General features: G+C 73.9%; 21 protein-coding genes. 12 read left to right on the forward strand and 9 right to left on the reverse strand.

Annotated features, from left to right (window positions below; genetic code table 11):
- A partial coding sequence (locus tag KIK08_RS41465) for a MerR family transcriptional regulator (protein WP_308257344.1) occupies positions 1-232 on the reverse strand: 232 nt, incomplete at its 3' end.
- A gap of 275 nt (positions 233-507) precedes the next feature.
- On the opposite strand from KIK08_RS41465, the gene KIK08_RS02530 reads away from it, so the two are divergent.
- Positions 508-1,080 (forward strand): HtaA domain-containing protein, encoded by a 573-nt coding sequence (locus KIK08_RS02530; RefSeq protein WP_214401317.1) that lies wholly within the window; start codon positions 508-510, stop codon positions 1,078-1,080.
- A 56-nt stretch (positions 1,081-1,136) separates the two neighbouring features.
- Here KIK08_RS02530 and KIK08_RS02535 read toward each other — a convergent pair whose 3' ends face one another.
- Positions 1,137-1,721: an XRE family transcriptional regulator gene (locus tag KIK08_RS02535; RefSeq protein WP_214401318.1), complete on the reverse strand. Its 585-nt coding sequence runs from the start codon at positions 1,719-1,721 to the stop codon at positions 1,137-1,139.
- Positions 1,722-1,773: 52 nt separating this feature from the next.
- Between KIK08_RS02535 and KIK08_RS02540 the strand changes: the two genes are divergently transcribed.
- Positions 1,774-2,979, forward strand: coding sequence for a benzoate/H(+) symporter BenE family transporter (locus tag KIK08_RS02540; RefSeq protein ID WP_214401319.1), 1,206 nt, complete (start codon positions 1,774-1,776; stop codon positions 2,977-2,979).
- Here the strand turns inward: KIK08_RS02540 and KIK08_RS02545 are convergent.
- Positions 2,958-3,731 carry a crotonase/enoyl-CoA hydratase family protein gene (locus tag KIK08_RS02545; protein ID WP_214401320.1) on the reverse strand — a complete coding sequence of 258 codons (774 nt, stop codon included), beginning with the start codon at positions 3,729-3,731 and terminating at the stop codon, positions 2,958-2,960. The two genes, KIK08_RS02540 and KIK08_RS02545, sit on opposite strands and share 22 nt — an antisense overlap.
- A gap of 261 nt (positions 3,732-3,992) precedes the next feature.
- Between KIK08_RS02545 and folP the strand changes: the two genes are divergently transcribed.
- From folP to urtE, 7 genes are all read left to right on the forward strand, one after another.
- Positions 3,993-4,811, forward strand: a complete 819-nt coding sequence (gene folP, locus KIK08_RS02550) for a dihydropteroate synthase (RefSeq protein WP_214401395.1) — start codon at positions 3,993-3,995, stop codon at positions 4,809-4,811.
- Positions 4,808-6,169 carry a bifunctional folylpolyglutamate synthase/dihydrofolate synthase gene (locus KIK08_RS02555; RefSeq protein WP_214401321.1) on the forward strand — a complete coding sequence of 454 codons (1,362 nt, stop codon included), beginning with the start codon at positions 4,808-4,810 and terminating at the stop codon, positions 6,167-6,169. Before folP ends, KIK08_RS02555 begins: the two co-directional genes overlap by 4 nt.
- 419 nt (positions 6,170-6,588) lie before the next feature.
- Positions 6,589-7,842, forward strand: coding sequence for an urea ABC transporter substrate-binding protein (urtA, locus tag KIK08_RS02560; protein WP_214401322.1), 1,254 nt, complete (start codon positions 6,589-6,591; stop codon positions 7,840-7,842).
- A 6-nt stretch (positions 7,843-7,848) separates the two neighbouring features.
- The gene (urtB, locus tag KIK08_RS02565; protein ID WP_214401323.1) at positions 7,849-8,733 is read left to right on the forward strand and encodes an urea ABC transporter permease subunit UrtB; all 885 of its coding nucleotides are present in this window, start codon (positions 7,849-7,851) and stop codon (positions 8,731-8,733) included.
- Positions 8,730-9,899 carry an urea ABC transporter permease subunit UrtC gene (urtC, locus tag KIK08_RS02570; RefSeq protein ID WP_214401324.1) on the forward strand — a complete coding sequence of 390 codons (1,170 nt, stop codon included), beginning with the start codon at positions 8,730-8,732 and terminating at the stop codon, positions 9,897-9,899. The genes urtB and urtC overlap by 4 nt, the downstream gene beginning before the upstream one ends.
- Entirely contained in the window at positions 9,896-10,672 is a 777-nt protein-coding gene (urtD, locus tag KIK08_RS02575) for an urea ABC transporter ATP-binding protein UrtD (protein ID WP_214401325.1), read from the forward strand. Before urtC ends, urtD begins: the two co-directional genes overlap by 4 nt.
- 10 nt (positions 10,673-10,682) lie before the next feature.
- Complete coding sequence (gene urtE / locus KIK08_RS02580; RefSeq protein WP_250556167.1) at positions 10,683-11,366, forward strand: urea ABC transporter ATP-binding subunit UrtE; 684 nt, start codon at positions 10,683-10,685, stop codon at positions 11,364-11,366.
- 30 nt (positions 11,367-11,396) lie between these two features.
- Here urtE and KIK08_RS02585 read toward each other — a convergent pair whose 3' ends face one another.
- Positions 11,397-11,792 carry a Het-E N-terminal domain-containing protein gene (locus KIK08_RS02585; protein WP_214401327.1) on the reverse strand — a complete coding sequence of 132 codons (396 nt, stop codon included), beginning with the start codon at positions 11,790-11,792 and terminating at the stop codon, positions 11,397-11,399.
- A 38-nt stretch (positions 11,793-11,830) separates the two neighbouring features.
- On the reverse strand, positions 11,831-12,385 hold the full coding sequence (locus KIK08_RS02590; RefSeq protein ID WP_308257351.1) for a DUF6232 family protein: 555 nt from the start codon (positions 12,383-12,385) through the stop codon (positions 11,831-11,833).
- Between the two features lie 195 nt (positions 12,386-12,580).
- Between KIK08_RS02590 and KIK08_RS02595 the strand changes: the two genes are divergently transcribed.
- A complete protein-coding gene (locus KIK08_RS02595; RefSeq protein WP_214401329.1) occupies positions 12,581-14,326 on the forward strand; it encodes an acyclic terpene utilization AtuA family protein in 1,746 nt (581 codons plus the stop codon).
- Here the strand turns inward: KIK08_RS02595 and KIK08_RS02600 are convergent.
- Positions 14,220-14,831 (reverse strand): GNAT family N-acetyltransferase, encoded by a 612-nt coding sequence (locus tag KIK08_RS02600; protein WP_250556168.1) that lies wholly within the window; start codon positions 14,829-14,831, stop codon positions 14,220-14,222. The genes KIK08_RS02595 and KIK08_RS02600 overlap by 107 nt on opposite strands.
- 75 nt (positions 14,832-14,906) lie before the next feature.
- On the opposite strand from KIK08_RS02600, the gene KIK08_RS02605 reads away from it, so the two are divergent.
- Together KIK08_RS02605 and KIK08_RS02610 are read left to right on the forward strand one after the other, a co-directional pair.
- Complete coding sequence (locus tag KIK08_RS02605) at positions 14,907-15,386, forward strand: DUF2975 domain-containing protein (RefSeq protein ID WP_214401330.1); 480 nt, start codon at positions 14,907-14,909, stop codon at positions 15,384-15,386.
- A complete protein-coding gene (locus KIK08_RS02610; RefSeq protein WP_214401331.1) occupies positions 15,386-15,637 on the forward strand; it encodes a helix-turn-helix domain-containing protein in 252 nt (83 codons plus the stop codon). Before KIK08_RS02605 ends, KIK08_RS02610 begins: the two co-directional genes overlap by 1 nt.
- On the opposite strand, the gene KIK08_RS02615 is transcribed toward KIK08_RS02610, so the two are convergent.
- The 3 genes from KIK08_RS02615 to KIK08_RS02625 all read right to left on the reverse strand — a co-directional run bounded on the left by KIK08_RS02615 (position 15,634) and on the right by KIK08_RS02625 (position 18,524).
- A complete protein-coding gene (locus KIK08_RS02615) occupies positions 15,634-16,110 on the reverse strand; it encodes a pyridoxamine 5'-phosphate oxidase family protein (protein WP_214401332.1) in 477 nt (158 codons plus the stop codon). The genes KIK08_RS02610 and KIK08_RS02615 overlap by 4 nt on opposite strands.
- Before the next feature lie 67 nt (positions 16,111-16,177).
- Positions 16,178-17,689 (reverse strand): AMP-binding protein, encoded by a 1,512-nt coding sequence (locus tag KIK08_RS02620; protein ID WP_214401333.1) that lies wholly within the window; start codon positions 17,687-17,689, stop codon positions 16,178-16,180.
- Positions 17,690-17,732: 43 nt separating this feature from the next.
- Positions 17,733-18,524, reverse strand: a complete 792-nt coding sequence (locus KIK08_RS02625; protein ID WP_214401334.1) for an SDR family NAD(P)-dependent oxidoreductase — start codon at positions 18,522-18,524, stop codon at positions 17,733-17,735.
- Between the last annotated feature and the right edge of the window lie 86 nt (positions 18,525-18,610).

The raw sequence follows: 18,610 nt of genomic DNA on the forward strand, positions 1-18,610 counted from the left end.
CGCCGCGGGCGGCGTCGGCGGCCGACGAGCCGCGGACCATCGCGGCGTGCATCGCCTCCAGCCGGGCCACGTCCTCGGCGGTGTACGCGCGCCGGGCGCCGCTGCTGTACGCCGAGGGCCCGATGCCGTAGCGGCGGTGCCAGGACCGCAGGGTCGCCGGGGCCACGCCGATCCGCCGCGCGACCGCGGCGACGCCGAGCACGTCGCCCGCGTCTTCCTGCTCAGCCGGCACCCGTCCCGCCCCCGCCGTTGCGCACCGCCGGACCGGACGGCCCGCCCGCACAGTCTGCGCGCTCCGGTCGCGCGGAGCCGGGCGGCTCGTCGGTGTGACGAACAAAGTTGTGCATAAGTTGTGCAACTTCGGAGATGGCCTTACCGTCGTCACCGGATCGGGTGACGGGGCCATCGGGGCTCCGCCCACACCCCGTGTGGCCCGTCCGAGAACCCCGGAGGAAAGCAGCGATGTCGTTGCGTCGAGTTCTTCGCGTCACCATGGTCACGGTCGCGGTGGGAGCCGCGAGCCTGGCCGTGGCGGCCCCCGCGACGGCGGCGCCGGCCGCCGCCGTCGCCCCCATGACCCACCCGCACGAGCACGACGGCGCGGTCGACCTCCAGGGCGGGGAGACCACCCTGAAGCTCGACGCGGACACCGCCGCCCTGCTCGCCGACAACGGCGTGTCGGTCGCCCCGACCGGTGACGCCCACGCCAAGGGCGCCAAGGTCGGCTTCCCGATCACCGGCGGGTCGCTGGACCCCGCCACCACCGCCGGCACCGTCGAGCACTCCGGCGGCCTGCGGTTCAGCGCGGGCGAGGTCGGCCTCGGCGTCGAGGACTTCGTCATCGACACCACCGCCGGCGTCCTCACCGCGCGGGTGAGCGGCACCGACACCCGCGTCCCGCTGCTGGCGCTGGACGCCTCGCAGGCCTCGGTCGAGGGCGACGAGAAGGGCGTCACCGTGCGCGGCGTGCGCGCGACGCTGACCGCGGAGGCGGCGGCCGCGCTGAACGAGACGTTCGGCGTGTCGTTGTTCGGCGAGGGCGTCGCGATCGGCACGGCCAAGGTCGCGGCCTGCATCTGACGCACGGTCCGGCGGGGGCGGTCGCGGTCGCGGCCGCCCCCGCCGCGTGCCCGGGGTCAGCGCGGGGCGGGCCTGGGGTAGCGGATCAGCAGGCCGGCGAGCACGTCGGTGCCGCCGAGCGCGGCGTAGCCGTGCGGGACGTCGGCGCGCCACTCCACGTACTCGCCCGGCCCGGCGAGCAGCGGGTGGTCGAGCGGGCCGGTGCGCAGGTGCCCGGCGAACACCGTGACGTGCTCGCTGACGCCGGCGTGGTGGGCGGGGGAGGTCTGGGAGAGCCCGGCCGGCACGCGCATCCGGTAGAGCTCGTAGGTCACCGGGCCGTCGTCGAAGACGCGCAGCAGGGCGATGTCGACCGCCGTGCCGCGCAGCGCGCCCGTCGCGACCGCGGCGGCCCCGCCCAGCAGCGCGGTGAGCGGCACGGCGAGCGCCGCGGCGACGGCCTGCAGGGTCTCCAGGGTGGGGTTGCGGGTGCCGGTCTCCAGGCCCGACAGCGTGGCCTTGCCCACCGACGCGCGGCGGGCCAGTTCCGACAGCGAGATCCCGCGCTCCTCGCGCAGGGCGCGCACCCGGGGTCCGACGTCGGCGCTCCCGGCGGCGAGGGCCGGCGGGGCGGGGCCGGTGGTTGTCGGCTGGGGCTCCACGCGGTTATGGTGCACCCTGATCAACCGTTCCGTTTACGGAACGATCGGAGGGGTGCTCGTGCGATGGCAACCGGTGCTGGCCGGCGTGGTGGCGGCGCTCGTGGGCTTCGGCGGTTCGTTCGCCGTGGTCCTGACCGGCCTGCGGGCGATGGGCGCCGACCCGGCCCAGGCGGCGTCCGGGCTGCTGACGGTCTGCGTGGCCAGCGCGATCGTGGCCGTCGTGCTGGGGCTGCGCCATCGGGTGCCGATCAGCATCGCCTGGTCCACGCCCGGCGCGGCGCTGCTGATCGCCTCCGGCGCGCCGGCCGACGGGTTCCCGGCCGCGGTCGGGGCGTTCCTGGTGTGCGGCGCGCTCATCGCGCTCGCCGGGCTCGTGCCCGCGCTCGGACGGCTGATCGGCGCGATCCCCGGCCCGGTGGCCGGGGCGATGCTGGCCGGGGTGCTGCTGCCGCTGTGCCTGGCCCCGGTGCGCGCGCTGGCCGAGGTGCCGGCGCTGGCCGCGCCGGTGATCGGGGTGTGGCTGCTGGTCGGACGGTTCGCGCGGCCGTGGGCGGTGCCGGCGGCGCTGGCCGTGGCCGTCCCGCTCGTGCTGCTCACCGGCCCCGACCCGACGGCGGGCGGCGTCGGCGTCGCCCCGGCCCTGGTCTGGACGGCACCGGTGTTCGACCCGGCCACGCTGGCCAGCGTCGGGCTGCCGCTGTTCCTGGTCACCATGGCCGCGCAGAACGTGCCCGGCATGGCGGTCATGGCCCAGTTCGGCTACCGCCCGCCGCTGCGCCCGATCCTCGTCGCGACGGGACTGGCCACCGCGGCCGGTGCCCCGGTCGGCGGGCACGCGGTCAACCTGGCCGCGATCAGCGCGGCGCTCTCCGCCGGACCGGACGCCGGCCCCGACCCGTCCCGGCGCTGGATCGCCTCGGTGAGCAACGGCGTGGCGCTGGGGCTGCTCGGGTTGGCTGCCGGCCCGGCGACCGCGGTGCTGCTGGCCTCGCCCCCGGTGCTGGTCGAGGCGGTCGCGGGGCTCGCCCTGCTGGGCGCGTTGGGCGGGGCCCTCACGTCCGCGACCGCCGAGCCGGACGGCAGGGAGGCCGCGGTGCTCACCTTCGCGGTCACCGCGGCGGGCGTCGGCTTCCTCGGCATCGGCGCGGCGTTCTGGGGGCTGCTCGCCGGCACGGCCACCACCCTGCTGAACCGGCGCCCGAAGGCGGCGGTCGCGCCGGAGCCCGTGCCGGCTGGTCAGTCGTCGAAGGAGCCGTGACGCCCCGCCCCCGAGGCGAACCGGGCCGCCCCGGCGGCGGTGTCGGCCGCCAGCGAGGCCCGGCCGTGCGCGAACTCGTTGCGCATCGCCGCCCCCTCGTCGAGGTGGGCCTGCTCCAGCAGGGATGCGCGGTCGTGGCGCAGGCAGGCCTGCGGGAAGTCGGCCAGCTCCTGGGCGAGCCCGACGGCGGCGTCCAGGGCCCGCCCGGCCGGCACGACCCGGTTCGCCAGGCCCATCGCCAGCGCCTCCCGCGCGTCGACGGGCCGGCCGGTGAGCACCATGTCCATCGCCCGGCTCTGCCCGACCAGCCGCGGCAGCCGCACCGTGCCGCCGTCGATCAGCGGGACGCCCCACCGCCGGCAGAACACCCCGAACACCGCCGTCTCGTCGGCGACCCGCAGGTCGGCCCACAGGGCCAGCTCCAGACCGCCGGCCACGGCGTGGCCGTGCACCGCGGCGACCACCGGCTTGCCCAGCCGCAGCCGGGTCGGCCCCATCGGGCCGTCGCCGTCGGGTTCGACGCGGTTGCCGCGCCCCGCGCTGACGGCGTGCAGGTCGGCGCCGGAGCAGAAGGACGCGCCCGTCCCGTGCAGCACCGCGACGGCGGCGTCGGGGTCGTCGTCGAAGGCGCGGAAGGCGTCGGCCAGCCGCTCGGCGGTGTCGCGGTCGACCGCGTTGCGCTTCTCCGGGCGGTTCAGCCCGACGAGCACCACGGGCCCGCGGCGCTCGACCAGGACTGCGTTCTCGGCCATCCGGCCCTCCTCGGCGACGGTCTACGTCAATGGTCGCAGCCGGGTCCCGACGGGTGACCGGCCCGAGACCGGTCATGCGCGAGATGGCGCGGGGCCCGCGGGTGAATAGCGTCTACGGTCGACCCCGAGGAGCGGCCCGTGATGCTCGGCGACCCGACCGACCGCTGCCAAGCGCCCCTCGCCGGACGCGCGCCCGGGATCTCGACGGCCCAGCTGGATCCCCCGGTACCCCGCACGCACCCCCGGCGGCGGACGCTGGTCATGGGCGTGGTCAACGTGACCCCCGATTCGTTCTCCGACGGCGGGCTCTACGCCACCACCGCGGCCGCCGTGCGGCACGGCCGGCAGCTGTGGGCGGCCGGGGCCGACTACGTCGACGTCGGGGGCGAGTCGACCCGGCCCGGCGCGGAGCGCGTCGACCCGGCGCGCGAGCTCGACCGGGTGCTGCCGGTGGTGGCCGAGCTGGCCGCGGGGGGCGTCGCGGTGAGCGTGGACACCACCCGGGCCCGCGTCGCCGCCCGGGCGGTCGAGGCGGGCGCCGTGCTGGTCAACGACGTCAGCGGCGGGCGGGCCGACCCGGACATGGGCGCGGTCGTGGCCGCCGCCGGGGTCGGCTGGGTGCTCACCCACGCCCGCGGCGACAGCCGCGACATGTACGCCACCGCCGTCTACGACGACGTCGTCGGCGAGGTCGCCGCCGAACTCCTCGCCCGCGTCGACGACGCCCTGGCGGCTGGGGTCGACGCCGCCCGCCTGGTCCTCGACCCGGGGCTCGGCTTCGCCAAGCGCCCCGCGCACAACTGGACCCTGCTCGCGCACCTCGACCGGCTCGTCGACCTCGGGTTCCCCCTGCTGGTGGGCGCCTCGCGCAAGGGGTTCCTGGCCGCGGCCCTGCCGGGCGGGTCGGACGGGCACCCGCCGGAGCGGCGCGACGCGGCCACGCTCGCCACGACCGTGCTGGCCGCCCGGGCGGGGGCGTGGGCGGTGCGGGTGCACGACGTGGCCTCCTCGGTCGACGCCGTGCGCGTGGTCGCCGCGCTGGGCGGGGCGCCTGCCGAACTGGCCGAGGTCGTCCGATGAGTGCGCCGGCCCGACCCACGTCCGACGTGGGTCTCGCCGAGGTCGAGCGGGCACTGCTGGCCCGCTCGCCCGAGCACCGCCTCAAGCCCAGCCTCGACCGCATCCGGGCGGTCGTCGCGGCACTCGGGTCGCCGCAGTGCGGGCTGCCGGTCGTGCACGTCACCGGCACGAACGGCAAGTCCACGACCGCCAGGGTGATCGACGGGCTGCTCCGCGGGTCGGGGCTGTCGGTCGGGCGCTACACCAGCCCGCACCTGGACTCGGTGCGCGAGCGCATCGTGGTCGACGGCGTGCCCGTCGACGGACCCCGGTTCGTCGAGGCGTACCACCGCGTCCGGCCCGCGCTGGAGGAGGTCGACGCGGCCGGGCCGGTGCCGGTGTCGTTCTTCGAGGCCGTCACGGCGATGGCGATCCTGACGTTCGCCGAGGCCGGGGTCGACGCCGCGGTCGTCGAGGTCGGCATGGGCGGGTCGTGGGACGCCACCAACGTGCTCGACGGCCGGGTCGCGGTGCTCACCCCCATCGCGCTCGACCACACCGAGTACCTCGGGCCGGACGAGGTCACCATCGCGGCCGAGAAGGCCGGGATCATCAAGGCGGGCGCGACCGCCGTGCTGGCCGCGCAGCTGCCGGAGGTCGGGCGGATCATCGCCCGGCACGGCGCCCGCGTCGGGGCGCAGGTGCGCGACGCCGCCGACACGGTCCGGCTCGTCGCCCGCGAACCCCTGCCCGACGGGCAGGTCCTGCACCTGCGCACGGCCACCACCGACCTCCCCGACCTGCGGCTGCCGCTGCTCGGCGCGCACCAGGCCGAGAACGTCCGGGTCGCGGTGGCGGCGGCCCAGGAGTTCCTCGCCCGGAACGGCACCGAGCTGTCCGCCGACGTCGTGCGCCCGGTGCTGGCCGAGCTCACCTCCCCCGGCCGGCTGGAGCCCGTCCGCCACGACCCACCGGTCCTGGTCGACGCCTCGCACAACCCGCACGGCATGGCCGCCACCGCCGCCGCCCTCGTCGAGGCGCGCCGGACCACCCGCCTCGCCGTCGTGCTGGCGGTGCTGGACGGCAAGGACTGCGCCGGCGTGCTGCGGGCCCTGCGCGACTGCGCCGACCTCGTCGTGGTCACCGAGAACTCCTCGCCGCGGTGCATCCCGGCCGGGGAGCTCGCGGAGGTGGCGCGGGGGGTGCTGGGGGCGGACCGGGTGCTCGTCGAGCCGGGCCTCGCCGGTGCGCTCGATGTCGCGCTGGACTGGGCGCGGTCGCGGGGGGCCGCGGACCGGGGCGGGGTGCTGGTGACCGGGAGCGTGGTGACGGCGGGGGAGGCGCGCGGGTTGCTGCTGGCCGACGCCGCCGGGGAGTAGGGCCGCGCACACCTCTCCTCACCGTGCACACGTGGTGGTTGCCGTGCACAGACCCTGACATGTGCGCGGTGGCTACTGAGTGTGCGGTCAGTGGCGACTCCGAGTGACCCCGGTCGCCCCGTCGCGCTCCGGGACCGGCGGCGCGACCGGGGCGCAGCCGTCCGGGCGAGGGCCCGCCGCACGCAATCCCGCACCCGGCGGTACCTGTTACGCGGGCGTATCCACCGGCCCTTCTGCGCGGATTTTCCGGAAACAGGTCCGTTACCGAGCGACTCTTCCGGTGACACGGGGAATGCATAGGCTCCGCCCTGCTGGATGCCGGCACGTATCCCGCAGGTGATCACCGATCGGGGCGGGGGCCCGCGGTTCCAGATCGCTGTTTTCGTCGTGCCTTCCGACGAGTCGAGAGGCGACTGCCCATGAGTCGTTTTCCTGCCCGGCGCAGCGCGGCCACGGCCGCGGTGCTGGTGCTCGGACTGGCGCTGTCGGCGTGTGGTTCCCGCGTCGACGACGCCGGTGGCGGGGCCACCGCGGAGTCCTGCGTCGACACCTCCGGCGACAGCGTGAAGATCGGCTTCCTGAACTCGCGGTCGGGCACGATGGCGATCAGCGAGAACACCGTCTTCAACTCGTTGGAGCTGGCCGCGACGCAGATCAACGCGGCGGGCGGGGTGCTGGGCAAGCAGCTCGAGATCGTGGCCGAGGACGGGGCGTCGGAGCCGACGGTGTTCGCGGAGAAGGCCGACAAGCTGATCCGCGACGACTGCGTGGCCGCCGTCTTCGGCGGGTGGACGTCGTCGTCGCGCAAGGCGATGCTGCCGGTGTTCGAGTCGAACGACGCGCTGCTGTTCTACCCGGTGCAGTACGAGGGCCTGGAGTCGTCGGAGAACATCTTCTACACCGGCGCGACCACCAACCAGCAGATCATCCCGGCGCTGGACTACCTCAAGGAGTCCGGCGTCACGAGCCTGTTCCTGGTGGGCAGCGACTACGTCTTCCCGCAGACCGCCAACAAGATCATCAAGGCGTACGCCGAGGCGAACGGGATCGAGGTCAAGGGCGAGGAGTACGCCCCGCTCGGGCACACCGACTTCGCCACGATCGTCGCGAAGGTCCGCGACGCCGGGGCCGCGGCGGTGTTCAACACCCTCAACGGCGACTCCAACGTCGCGTTCTTCAAGGAGTACAAGAACCTCGGCCTGACCGCCGAGACGATGCCGGTGCTCTCGGTGTCGATCGCCGAGGAGGAGGTCGGCGGCATCGGGGTGGACAACATCGTCGGCCAGCCGGTGGCCTGGAACTACTACCAGACCATCGCCAGCCCGGCGAACGAGAAGTTCGTCGCGGACTTCAAGGCCGCCTACGGCGCGGAGAAGGTCACCTCCGACCCCATGGAAGCCGCCTACACCTCCCTGTACCTGTGGAAGGGCATGGTCGAGAAGGCGGGCTCGTTCGCCGTGCCCGACGTCCAGGCCGCGGCCGACGGCGTCAGCTTCGAGGCGCCCGAGGGCACCGTGACGGTCAACGGCGAGAACCACCACATCGCCAAGACCGCGCTCATCGGCAAGATCGGGGCGGACGGGCTGATCTACACCGAGTGGAGCTCTGACGGGCCGATCGAGCCGGACCCCTACCTCAAGTCCTACCCGTGGGCGAGCGGGCTGGCGGGCTGACCACCCGTGGACGTCCTGGTCACCCAGGTCTTCAACGGCCTGTCCGGGGGCTCGATCCTGCTGCTCGCCGCGCTCGGCCTGGCCCTGACCTTCGGCCAGATGGGCGTGATCAACATGGCCCACGGCGAGTTCATCATGGCCGGCGCCTACACGGCGTTCGTCATGCAGCAGGTGCTCGGCGCCGCCGGTCTCTCGCTGCTGGTCTCGCTGCCGATGGCGTTCCTGGTGGGCGGGCTGCTGGGCGTCCTGCTCGAGGCCACCCTGCTGCGCCGGATGTACCACCGGCCGCTGGACACGCTGCTGGTCACCTGGGGCGTCTCGCTGATCCTGCAACAGCTGGCCCGCGACGTCTTCGGCACGGCGGGCGTCGACGTGCCGGCGCCGGGGTGGCTGTCGGGGCCGGTCGAGGTGCTCGGGTTCTCGTTCCCGCGCTCGCGGCTGTTCATCCTCGCGCTGGCCATCGCGGCCGTCGTCGCGCTGAGCCTCGCGCTGCGGCTGACCCCGCTGGGCAGGCGGATCCGGGCCACCGTGCAGAACCGCCAGCTGGCCGAGAGCTCGGGCATCTCGACCCGGCGCACCGACGTGCTGACGTTCTTCATCGGCTCGGGGCTGGCCGGGGTGGCGGGGGTGGTGCTCACGCTGATGGGCTCGATCTCGTCGAACCTGGGCACCAGCTACATCGTCGACGCGTTCCTGGTGGTCATCGTGGGCGGCATCGGGCAGATCAAGGGGGCGGTGATCGCGGCGTTCGTGCTCGGGACCGTGCAGTCCTGGGTGGAGTACTCGACCACCGCGTCGATCGCCAAGGTCATCCTGCTGGCCCTGGTGGTGGCGTTCCTGCAGGCCCGCCCGCAGGGCATCTTCCAGGTCCGGACGAGGAGCCTCGCGTGAGCGAATTCGACACAGCAGCCAGCCGCGTGAGCGCGCTGCGCGGCCGGTGGGCCGTGCTGGTCGGGTTCGGGGTGGCCGCGGTGCTGCTGTTCGCGGTCGCCCCGGCCGTGCTGACCAGCTTCCGGCTGGGGCTGCTGGGCAAGTACCTCTGCTACGCCATGGTCGCGGTCGGCATCGGGCTGGCCTGGGGGCGCGGCGGCATGCTGGTCCTGGGCCAGGGCGTGTTCTTCGGCATCGGCGCCTACCTGATGGCGATGCACCTCAAGCTGGCCGACGCCGGCGCCGACGGGGTGCCCGACTTCATGGCGCTGATCTCGTCCAGCGGCGTGCCCGGCTGGTGGGAGCCGTTCCGCTCCGGCTGGGTCACCCTCGTGGCGATCCTGGTGCTGCCGGCGCTGCTGGCCGCGCTGCTGGGCCTGGCGACGTTCCGCCGCCGGGTGCGCGGGGCGTACTTCGCGATCCTGTCGCAGGCGCTGGCCGCGGCCTTCGCGATCCTGCTGATCGGCAACCCGACCGCGACCGGCGGCTCCACCGGGCTGAACAACTTCGTCGGGTTCTTCGGCTTCTCGCTGCGCGACCCGGTGAACCGCCAGATGCTCTACTTCATCGCCGCCGGGGTGCTGCTGGCGATGCTGCTGCTGGTGCGCCAGCTGATGGTGAGCCGCTACGGCGAGCTGCTGGTGGCCTGCCGCGACTCCGAGGAGCGGGTGCGGTTCCTGGGCTACGACCCGGCCACGGTCAAGACGGTCGCCTTCGCCGTGGCGGCGATGATGGCCGGCATCGGCGGGGCGCTGTTCGTGCCGATCGTCGGGATCATCTCGCCCAACGACGTCGGCATCGTCCCCTCCATCGGGCTGCTGATCGGCGTGGCCATCGGCGGGCGCACGACGCTGGCCGGCCCGGTGCTCGGCGCGATCGCCGTCGCCTGGGCGGAGACGTCGCTGTCCGAGCAGTTCCCCTCCGGCTGGACCTACGCGCAGGGCCTGATGTTCATGCTGGTCGTGGCGTTCCTGCCGGGCGGGTTGGCGTCGCTGGGCGCGGTGCGCGGGCTGCGCCGCAAGATCGCCGCGGCCGACCCCACCGTCGCCGCCGAGACGGCCGACGGCGACCCGGCGCCCGTGCCCGCCACCGAGCCCCGCCACGCTCACGGAGGTGCGCAGGCGTGAACGCCGACTACCTGGAGCTGACCGACCTGACCGTCTCGTTCGACGGCTTCGTCGCCGTCGACCACGTCGACCTGACGGTGCTGCAGGGCGACCTGCGGTTCCTGATCGGGCCGAACGGCGCCGGCAAGACCACGTTGATCGACGCGGTGTCCGGGCTGGTCCCGGCGACCGGGCGAGCCGAGTTCGGCGGCCAGGACCTGCTCGGGCGCAAGGTGCACCGGATCGCCCGGATGGGCGTCGGGCGCACCTTCCAGACCGCGACGGTGTTCGAGGAGCTGTCGGTGCTGCAGAACCTCGACATCGCCGCCGGGTCGGGCCGCTCGGCCTGGACGCTGCTGCGCAGGCGGCGGGGAGTGCCGCCGTCGGTGGCCGAGGCGATGGAGACCGTCGGGCTCACCGAGCTGGCCGACACCCCGGCCGGGATCCTCGCGCACGGCCAGAAGCAGTGGCTGGAGATCGGCATGCTGCTCGTGCAGGACGCCCGCCTGCTGATGCTCGACGAACCGGTGGCCGGGATGAGCGGCGAGGAGAAGGAGCAGACCGGCCACCTGCTGCGCCGCATCAGCGCCGACACCACCGTGGTCGTCGTCGAGCACGACATGGACTTCATGCGCGCGTTCGCGAAGTCGGTGACCGTGCTGCACGCCGGCAAGGTGCTCTCCGAGGGCTCGGTGGCCCAGGTGCAGGCCGACCCGCTGGTCCAGGAGGTCTACCTCGGGCCGGGTTCGCACACCGCCGAGGAGGCCGCGATCGTGCTCGGCGAGGGGGTCTGACGTGCTGCGGATGGAGGACGTGGACATCGCCTACGGGCGCACCACGGTGGTGCACGGGGTGAGCATCGAGGTGCCCGCCGACGGCGTCGCCGCCGTGATGGGCCACAACGGGGCGGGCAAGACGACGCTGCTGCGGGCGGCGGTCGGGCTGCTGCCGGCGCGATCGGGGCGGATCCTGCTCGACGGCGAGGACGTCACCGCGCTGCCGCCCAACCGGCGGGTCCGCCGGGGGCTGGCCTACGTGCCGCAGGGCCAGCAGTCCTTCGGCCAGCTGACCACCGCGGAGAACCTGCGGGTCGTGGCGGACGGCCGGCCCCGGGGCGCCGCGCTGGTCGACGAGGCGCTCGACCTGTTCCCGGCGCTCAAGGGCCTGCTCGGCCGGCGCGCGGGGCTGCTGTCGGGAGGGCAGCGCCAGCAGCTGGCCATCGCCCGGGCGCTGATCACCGAGCCGCGGCTGCTCATCCTCGACGAGCCCACCGAGGGCATCCAGCCCTCGGTGGTCGCCGAGATCGAGCGGACGATCCTCGACCTGACCCGTCGGGGAGGGCTGTCGGTGCTGCTGGTCGAGCAGCACGTGGGGTTCGCCCTGGACGCCGCGGGCCGCTACTACGTGCTGGCCGCGGGGCGGGTCACCGCCGAGGGCAGCGGGGGCACCGGCGCCGCGACCGACGTCCGGACGGCCATGGCGATCTGACGGCGCGGACGCGGTCGGGCGGTGGCGGGTTCACCGCCAGGGTGGGGGTGTGCCGAAGACGTTGCCCTGGGTGTTGCCGTTGCCGATCTGGACGCCCTGTGAGTTGCGCACGTTCACCGCGTAGCGGCCCGCCGCCGAACCGCGCGGGTCGACGAGGCCGATCAGCCGTTCGGCCGCTCGCAGGACCTCCCCGTCGCGGTCGGCGCCGGCCCGCACCAGTTCGGCCTCCAGCGCACCGCGCCACTGCTCCGGGGCGTCGGAGTGCGCGCGGAGGGCCACCTCGCCTTCGGTGCGTCCGCGCAACCGCGCAGCCACCGATGCGCGTAGCGCCCCGTAGGCGTCTTTCACTACTTCCGTCGCGGTTCCCTGTGCACCCGCGACAGCCCCGGCGGCCAGCGCCGCCAGGATCAGGGAGATCGGATCCATGAATTGTCCGTTCGTTCGTTGGAGCGTTTCCGGGACCGTCAGCGCCGCGTCCCGGCGATGACGTCTCCCTGGTTGTTGCCGTTCCCGACCTGCACGCCCGCCGAGTTGTTGACGAAGACGTTGTCTCCTACCTGGATCACCCGTTCGCTCGTCGGCGGGTTCTCGATCGCGTCGACGACCGCGTGGGTGAGCGCGGTGATCTCGTGCTCGACGGGGCCGGAAAGCTGCGTCGACTGGTTGCCGGAGGTCTCGATCACCACCGCGTAGTACCTGGTCCGCGACGACGACCCGTGGATGAGGACCGCGACCAGGCCCACGAGGGCCAGCACGCAGAGCACGCCCCCGGCTCCGCTCGTCCCGGCGGATCGGGAGCCGCTCGCCGATGCGACGACGCCGGCGACGAACAGGGCGCCCGCGACGAGCGCGAGCAGTACGTGGCCGCCGCTGAAAGGGTTCTTGACGTCGAAGTACGTGTTCTGCACGCGCGAGATCTGGGCCAGCGGGTAGAACTGGTGACCGACCCGCATCATCCTCGGCCGGACGTGGATCAGGTGTACGGCGGATCTTGCCATCGGTCCTCGACAATCGATCATCGCCGGTTCGTCCCGGATCGTTCCTGACGCCGAGTAGGTCGGTGTTCGTGTCGAGCCTGTTTCCCCGGAGGCGGGATCGGGGTGCCGAATACCCAATCCTGATGAACGCGAGCGCAGTCGCGGGTGCTCGTGCGGACCGGACGTTCGATCAGCTGGGGCCTGGCCCGGGGCCGGATCGGCTCCTACCGTGGGGGCATGAGCGCGCGATCGGTGCGGATCGGCAACGTCTCCGGCTACCTCGGCGACCGCTACACCGCCGTCGACGAGGCCATGGCCGGCGACCCGGTGGACGTCCTGATGGGCGACTACCTGGCCGAGGTGACCCTGGCCGCGCTGGCCGCGGCGGCCGGGCGGGGTCGGCCGGGGTGGGTGGGCTACGCGCTCGACCAGCTGGTCCCGCACCTGCCCGAGATCGCCCGGCGGGGCATCAAGGTCGTGACCAACGCCGGCGGGTTCGACCCGGCGGGGATGGCCGACGCGGTGCGCGCGAAGGTCGCGGAGGCGGGGCTCCCGCTCGAGGTGGCCCACGTCGGGGGCGACGACGTGTTCTCCCGGCTCGCGGAGTTCCACGCCGAGGGCCACGCGATGGAGAACCTCGACACCGGTGAGCCGATCAAGGACTGGGGCGTCGAGCCGGTCGCGGCGAACGCCTACCTGGGCGGGTTCGGCATCGCCGCGGCACTGGCCGCCGGCGCCGACATCGTGATCGCCGGCCGGGTCACCGACGCCTCGCTGACCGCGGGTCCCGCGGCGTGGTGGCACGGCTGGACCCCCGACGACGTCGACGCGCTCGCCGGGGCGGTGACCGCCGGCCACGTCATCGAGTGCGGGGCACATGCCACCGGCGGCAACTTCTCGGGCTTCCGCTCGGTGCCCGGGATGGTGAAGCCGGGGTTCCCGATCGCCGAGATCGCCGCCGACGGCAGCAGCGTCATCACCAAGCACTCGACCGACGGCGGGATGGTCACCGTCGACACGGTGACCGCGCAGCTGCTCTACGAGATCCAGGGCCCGCGCTACCTCAACCCCGACGCCACCGTGCACCTCGACACGGTGCGGCTGGAGCAGGTCGGCCCGGACCGGGTCGCGATCGGCCCGGTCACGGGGTCGCCGCCCCCGCCGACGGCGAAGGTCGCGGTGTTCGCGCCGATCGGCTACGAGATCTCGACGATGCTGTTCTGCACCGCGCCGGACGTGGCCGGGAAGGTGGAGCTGCTGCGGGCGCAGCTGCGCGAGCAGCTCGACGGCCACGTCGACCAGCTCGACATCACCCCGCTCGGGGTGGCCGCGGTCGACCCGGCCACCCAGTGGGAGGCGACCGTCCCGATCCGGGTGATCGCCACCGCCCGGCACCCGGAGCCGCTGCTGCGCTTCGCCCCCGCCGTGGGCTCGCTGTACCTGCAGGGCTTCCCGGGCTTCCACCACGACGGGCACGCGCCGCGGGCCGGCGAGCCGTGGCCGCGGATGGACTACTGGCCGGCGCTGCTGCCGGCCGAGCTGCTCGACCACCACGTCGTCCTCGGCGACGGCACCCGCGTCGAGGTGCCGGTCGCCTCGCGCACCGCGACGCCGGAGGAGCTGGCCCAGCCCGTGCACCCGGAGGTCTCCGGCCCGGTCCCGCACGGCCCGGTGATCGAGCTGGGCGAGCTGGCGCACGCCAGGGCGGGCGACAAGGGCGGCAACTCCAACGTCGGGGTGTGGGTGCCCGACCCCGCGCACTGGGACTGGCTGCGGGCCACGCTGTCCACCGAGCGGGTCAAGCAGCTGCTGCCCGAGGCGGCCGGCCGGATCGTCCGCCACGAGCTGCCGCACCTGCGCGCGGTGCACCTCGTGCTCACCGGCCTGCTCGGCAGCGGCGGCTCGTCCAACCTGCGGGTCGACCAGATCGGCAAGTCGGTCGGGGAGTACCTGCGGGCCAAGCACGTGCCGGGCCCCTCGTAGGCGGCCAGACCCGCTGCGCCAGCACCTGCCCCGGCCAGTCCCCGACGGTGAACGCGTGCACCGGGCTGAACCCGTTCGCGCGGTAGTAGTCGACGAGCCGTCCGTCGTCCCCCGCGTAGCAGTCCACGCGCAGCAGCCCGACGCCCAGTGCCCGCGCCTGCTCGCGGGCGTCGGCGAGCAGCGCCGCACCCCCGCCCCGCCCGACCAGCAAGGTGACGTACAGCTCCGGCTCGTCGGCCGGGTCGACGTAGGCCGGTGGGGTCGGGGAGGTGGCCAGCGCGCTGACCGGTCGGCCGTCGACCTCGGCGATCCGGATGCGGTCGGTGCGGGTCATCGCGGTGATGCGGTCGACGCGCTCGCGCGTCGACGACCACGGCTCGGTACCCCACTGGCCCGGGCGGCCGTTCGCGACGAGCCAGGCGACGGCGCCGTCGAGCAGGGCCAGGACCACCGGGGTGTCGCCCGGGCCACCGTCCCGGATCGTGACGTCGTTCGGGACGGACATGCCGCCATCGTGCCAGGCGGGCAACGCGGGTGCGGATCGATTGACTTTCGATAGATTGCGCTCGATACTCGATCTATGTTCACTGAGTATCGCGCGGTCCTGCCGCTGCGGGTGTCCCTCGTGCTGCTGTTCGGGATCCTGGTCGTCTTCCAGACGCTGTCGCTGCCCGGGCAGTTCGCGCACATGGCCGAGGTGTCCCCGGCCGACGCGCCCCTGCGGTGGCCGCTGACCGCCCTCGCGGTGTTCCTGGTGCTGTGCGTCCAGGTGGTTCTGGTGGCCACCTGGAAGCTGCTGACCCTGGTCAAGGAGGACCGGATCTTCAGCCCGGCCGCGCTGGTGTGGGTGGACTCGATCGTCTGGGCGATCGCCGCCGCGTGGCTCGTGCTCGTCGGCATCTGGCTGTGGGTGGGCTTCCAGGCCGACGACCCGGGGGTGCCGATGCTGCTGAGCCTGGTGGTGATCGGCGTGACCGTGGTGGGGCTGCTGATGATCGTGCTGCGGGCGCTGCTGCGGCAGGCCACCACGCTGCGCACCGACATGGACGCGGTCATCTGATGGCCATCGTCGTGCGGATCGACGTCGAGCTGGCCAAGCGCAAGATGAGCGTCGGCGAGTTCGCCGAGCGGGTCGGGCTGACGCCGGCGAACGTCGCGGTGCTGAAGAACGGCCGGGCCAAGGCGGTGCGGTTCAGCACCCTGGAGGCGATGTGCCGGGTGCTGGAGTGCCAGCCCGGCGACCTGCTGGAGTGGGTCGAGGGGGAGGGGGTCGACGCGGACGCGGCGGACGCGATCCAGGGTGGCGGCTAGCGGACGCGCACCTCGACCCGGCCGTCGTGGTCGTCGAGGACGTACACCCGCGAGGCCCGCGCCCGGTACAGCCGGAACTGCGAGTCCCCGGTGACCTTCGGCTCGTCCCAGGCGCCGATGCCCTGCTCCCGGGTGCGCTCGTTGTAGACGGCGAGGGCGGCGGCGTGGTCGCCGGGGTCGACCTCCGCGGCCTCGGCCTCCACGTAGACCGCCGAAGCCCCGCCCACCGCCACCCTGGAGTCGAAGACGGCGATGCCCACCGCGGGCCGGGCCGCGATGTTGCGGGAGTGCCGGGCGCCCGGTCGGGAGACCCAGACGAACTCCTCCAGGTCGCGGTCGGCGAACCACACCGGCGTGGCCCACGGCCGGCCGTCGCCGTCGGCGGTGGCCAGCGTCAGGTAGGTGTTCGCGGCGACCACCCGCCGCGCCTCGTCCGCCACCGCGCCCGCGTCCGCGCCCGTCGCGACCGCCATCGTCGTGCCTCCCCGTGCCGAAGGTGCTCTCGCGGGTAGGACACCGCGGACCCGCGGATCTCATCGGTCAGGCGGAGCGGAGCTGGTCCTTGATGGCCGTCTTGAGGACCTTGCCGACGGTCGAGCGGGGCAGGTCGGGCCAGATCAGCACCTGCTTGGGCGCCTTCACGCTGCCGATCCGGGCCTTCACCGCGGTGATCAGCTCGGCCTCGTCGGCGGTCGAGTCCGGGTGCAGCTGCACGACGGCGACCACCCGCTCGCCCCACTTGTCGTCGGGCAGCCCGACGACGCCGCAGTCGCGGACGTCCGGGTGGGCCATGAGGGCCTGCTCGACCTCGGCGGAGTACACGTTGAACCCTCCAGTGATGATCATGTCCTTGGCCCGGTCGACGATGAACAGGTAGCCGTCGGCGTCGAGGTAGCCGATGTCGCCGGTGTGGTGCCAGCCGAACCGCGACGCCTCGGCCGTCGCCTCCGGGTTGCCGTAGTAGCCCGTCATCACGAGCGAGCCGCGCACCACGATCTCGCCGCGCTCGCCGGTCGCCAGCAGCCTGCCCTCGCCGTCCATGATCCCGACGGTGACCAGCGGGGTGGGGCGCCCGGCGGAGGCCAGCCGCTCGTGGGCGACGGTGCCGTCGAGGGCGAAGTGCTCGGCCGGCGGCAGCGTCGAGATCATCATCGGGGCCTCGGACTGGCCGAACAGCTGGCCCATGACCGGGCCGATCGCGGTCAGCGCCTGCTCCAGCCGGGTCGGCGACATCGGGGCGGCGCCGTACCAGAAGCACTGCAGCGACGACAGGTCCGTGCCGGGCAGGTCCGGGTGGTCGAGCAGCTGGTAGATCACCGTCGGCGGCAGGAAGGTGTGGGTGACCCGGTGAGCGGCCACGTTCGCCAGGAAGGCGGTGGTGTCGGGGGCGGGCATGACCACGATCCGCCCGCCCAGCGCCATCACCGGGAAGCACAGCACGCCCGCGGCGTGGGTCAGCGGGGCCATGGCCAGGTAGACCGGGCGGCCCCGGAACGGGTAGCTCATCAGCACGATCGCCGTCATCGTCTCGATCGTGCGGTCGCCGAGCTGCACCCCTTTGGGGCGCCCGGTGGTGCCCCCGGTGCCGACGATCATGACGGTGTCGTCGGGCGGGGTGGCGTCGTACTCGGTGCCGTCGCCGGCGGCGGTCCAGGCGACGATGTCGGCCAGCGGCACGATCGTGCGCAGCCCCGGCAGCCGGGGGGCGATGTCGGCGACGAGGTCGGCGTAGGCGGGCGAGTGGAACAGCGCGACGCAGTCGAACAGCTCCAGCAGCTCGCGGTTCTCCGCCGCCGCGTTGCGGGGGTTGATCGGCACCCAGACGGCGCCGCGGCGGGCGATGCCGAACACGGTGGCGAAGGCGAGCGGGTCGTTGCCGGAGAGCACGGCGACCTTGTCGCCGGCGCGCACGCCCTCCCGGGCCAGCGCGGCGGCCACCGCGTGGCTGTGCTCGACGACGTCGTCGTAGGTCAGCGTCAGCGCGTCGCCGACCAGACAAGGGGCGTCGCCGCCCAGCGACGCACCCTTGTCCAGGTAGGCGGTCAGGCCCACGCCGCCCCCTCCAGCGGCCGCCCGACCGCCCCGTCCGCCACGGCTACATCCCCATCCCGCCGTCGACCGGCAGGCCGACGCCGTTGACGAAGCGGGCCGCGTCGGAGGCCAGGAAGACGACCGCGTCCGCCATGTCGGTGACCTCACCGAGGCGCCCGGACGGGGTCAGCCCGACGACCGCGGCGACGGCCGCGTCCGGGCTCTCGAACAGGCCCAGGCCGGAGGTCTCCACGGCCAGCTTGACGCCCATCTCGGTCGGCACGAGCCCGGGGTAGATGCAGTTGACCCGCACCCCGTAGCCGAGCTTGCCCGACTCCATGGCCGCGACCCGGGTGAGCCGGTCGACCGCGGACTTGGTGGCGGAGTAGCCGGCGATGGCGGGGAAGGCGATGGTGGCCGCGACGGAGGCGACGTTGATGATCGTGCCGCCGGCGCCGGCGGCCCCCTCCGGCCGCATGGCCCGCAGGCCGTGCTTGAGGCCCAGCATGGTGCCGAGGACGTTGACGTCGAGCATCTTGCGGATGTCGTCGGGGTCGGTGTCCACGATCAGCTGGGTGACCTCGATGCCGGCGTTGTTGACCAGCACGTCGAGGCCGCCGAGCTCGCGCACGGTGTGCGCGACGGCGTTCTCCCAGGCCGCGTCGTCGGTGACGTCCAACTCGACGAAGCCGCCGCCCTGCAGACCGGCCGCGGTCTGCTCGCCGACGTCCTTGAGCACGTCGGCGATCATCACGCGGGCCCCGGCCGCGGTCAGCGCCTGCGCCATGCCCGCGCCCAGTCCGCGGGCGCCCCCGGTCACGAGCGCGCGCTTCCCCGCCAGATCGAACGGACTCATCCGTGCTCCTCTCGCCATCGCCGGTGATGTCGCCTGTGATGCGGAGCACCACGGTGGAGGACATCTGGACGAGTGTCAAGAATTGT

The sequence above is a fragment of the Pseudonocardia lacus genome, assembly GCF_018531445.1.
Classification (GTDB): domain Bacteria; phylum Actinomycetota; class Actinomycetes; order Mycobacteriales; family Pseudonocardiaceae; genus Pseudonocardia; species Pseudonocardia lacus.

Excerpts from the sequence above, each read along its gene's own strand:
- KIK08_RS02545 (WP_214401320.1), bottom strand. The coding sequence starts at position 3,731 with ATGGCCGAGAACGCAGTCCTGGTCGAGCGCCGCGGGCCCGTGGTGCTC.
- folP (WP_214401395.1), top strand. The coding sequence starts at position 3,993 with ATGGGCGTGGTCAACGTGACCCCCGATTCGTTCTCCGACGGCGGGCTC.
- KIK08_RS02555 (WP_214401321.1), top strand. The coding sequence starts at position 4,808 with ATGAGTGCGCCGGCCCGACCCACGTCCGACGTGGGTCTCGCCGAGGTC.
- urtA (WP_214401322.1), top strand. The coding sequence starts at position 6,589 with ATGAGTCGTTTTCCTGCCCGGCGCAGCGCGGCCACGGCCGCGGTGCTG.
- urtE (WP_250556167.1), top strand. The coding sequence starts at position 10,683 with ATGGAGGACGTGGACATCGCCTACGGGCGCACCACGGTGGTGCACGGG.
- KIK08_RS02585 (WP_214401327.1), bottom strand. The coding sequence starts at position 11,792 with ATGGATCCGATCTCCCTGATCCTGGCGGCGCTGGCCGCCGGGGCTGTC.
- KIK08_RS02590 (WP_308257351.1), bottom strand. The coding sequence starts at position 12,385 with ATGATCGATTGTCGAGGACCGATGGCAAGATCCGCCGTACACCTGATC.
- KIK08_RS02595 (WP_214401329.1), top strand. The coding sequence starts at position 12,581 with ATGAGCGCGCGATCGGTGCGGATCGGCAACGTCTCCGGCTACCTCGGC.
- KIK08_RS02600 (WP_250556168.1), bottom strand. The coding sequence starts at position 14,831 with ATGTCCGTCCCGAACGACGTCACGATCCGGGACGGTGGCCCGGGCGAC.
- KIK08_RS02605 (WP_214401330.1), top strand. The coding sequence starts at position 14,907 with ATGTTCACTGAGTATCGCGCGGTCCTGCCGCTGCGGGTGTCCCTCGTG.
- KIK08_RS02610 (WP_214401331.1), top strand. The coding sequence starts at position 15,386 with ATGGCCATCGTCGTGCGGATCGACGTCGAGCTGGCCAAGCGCAAGATG.
- KIK08_RS02615 (WP_214401332.1), bottom strand. The coding sequence starts at position 16,110 with ATGGCGGTCGCGACGGGCGCGGACGCGGGCGCGGTGGCGGACGAGGCG.
- KIK08_RS02625 (WP_214401334.1), bottom strand. The coding sequence starts at position 18,524 with ATGAGTCCGTTCGATCTGGCGGGGAAGCGCGCGCTCGTGACCGGGGGC.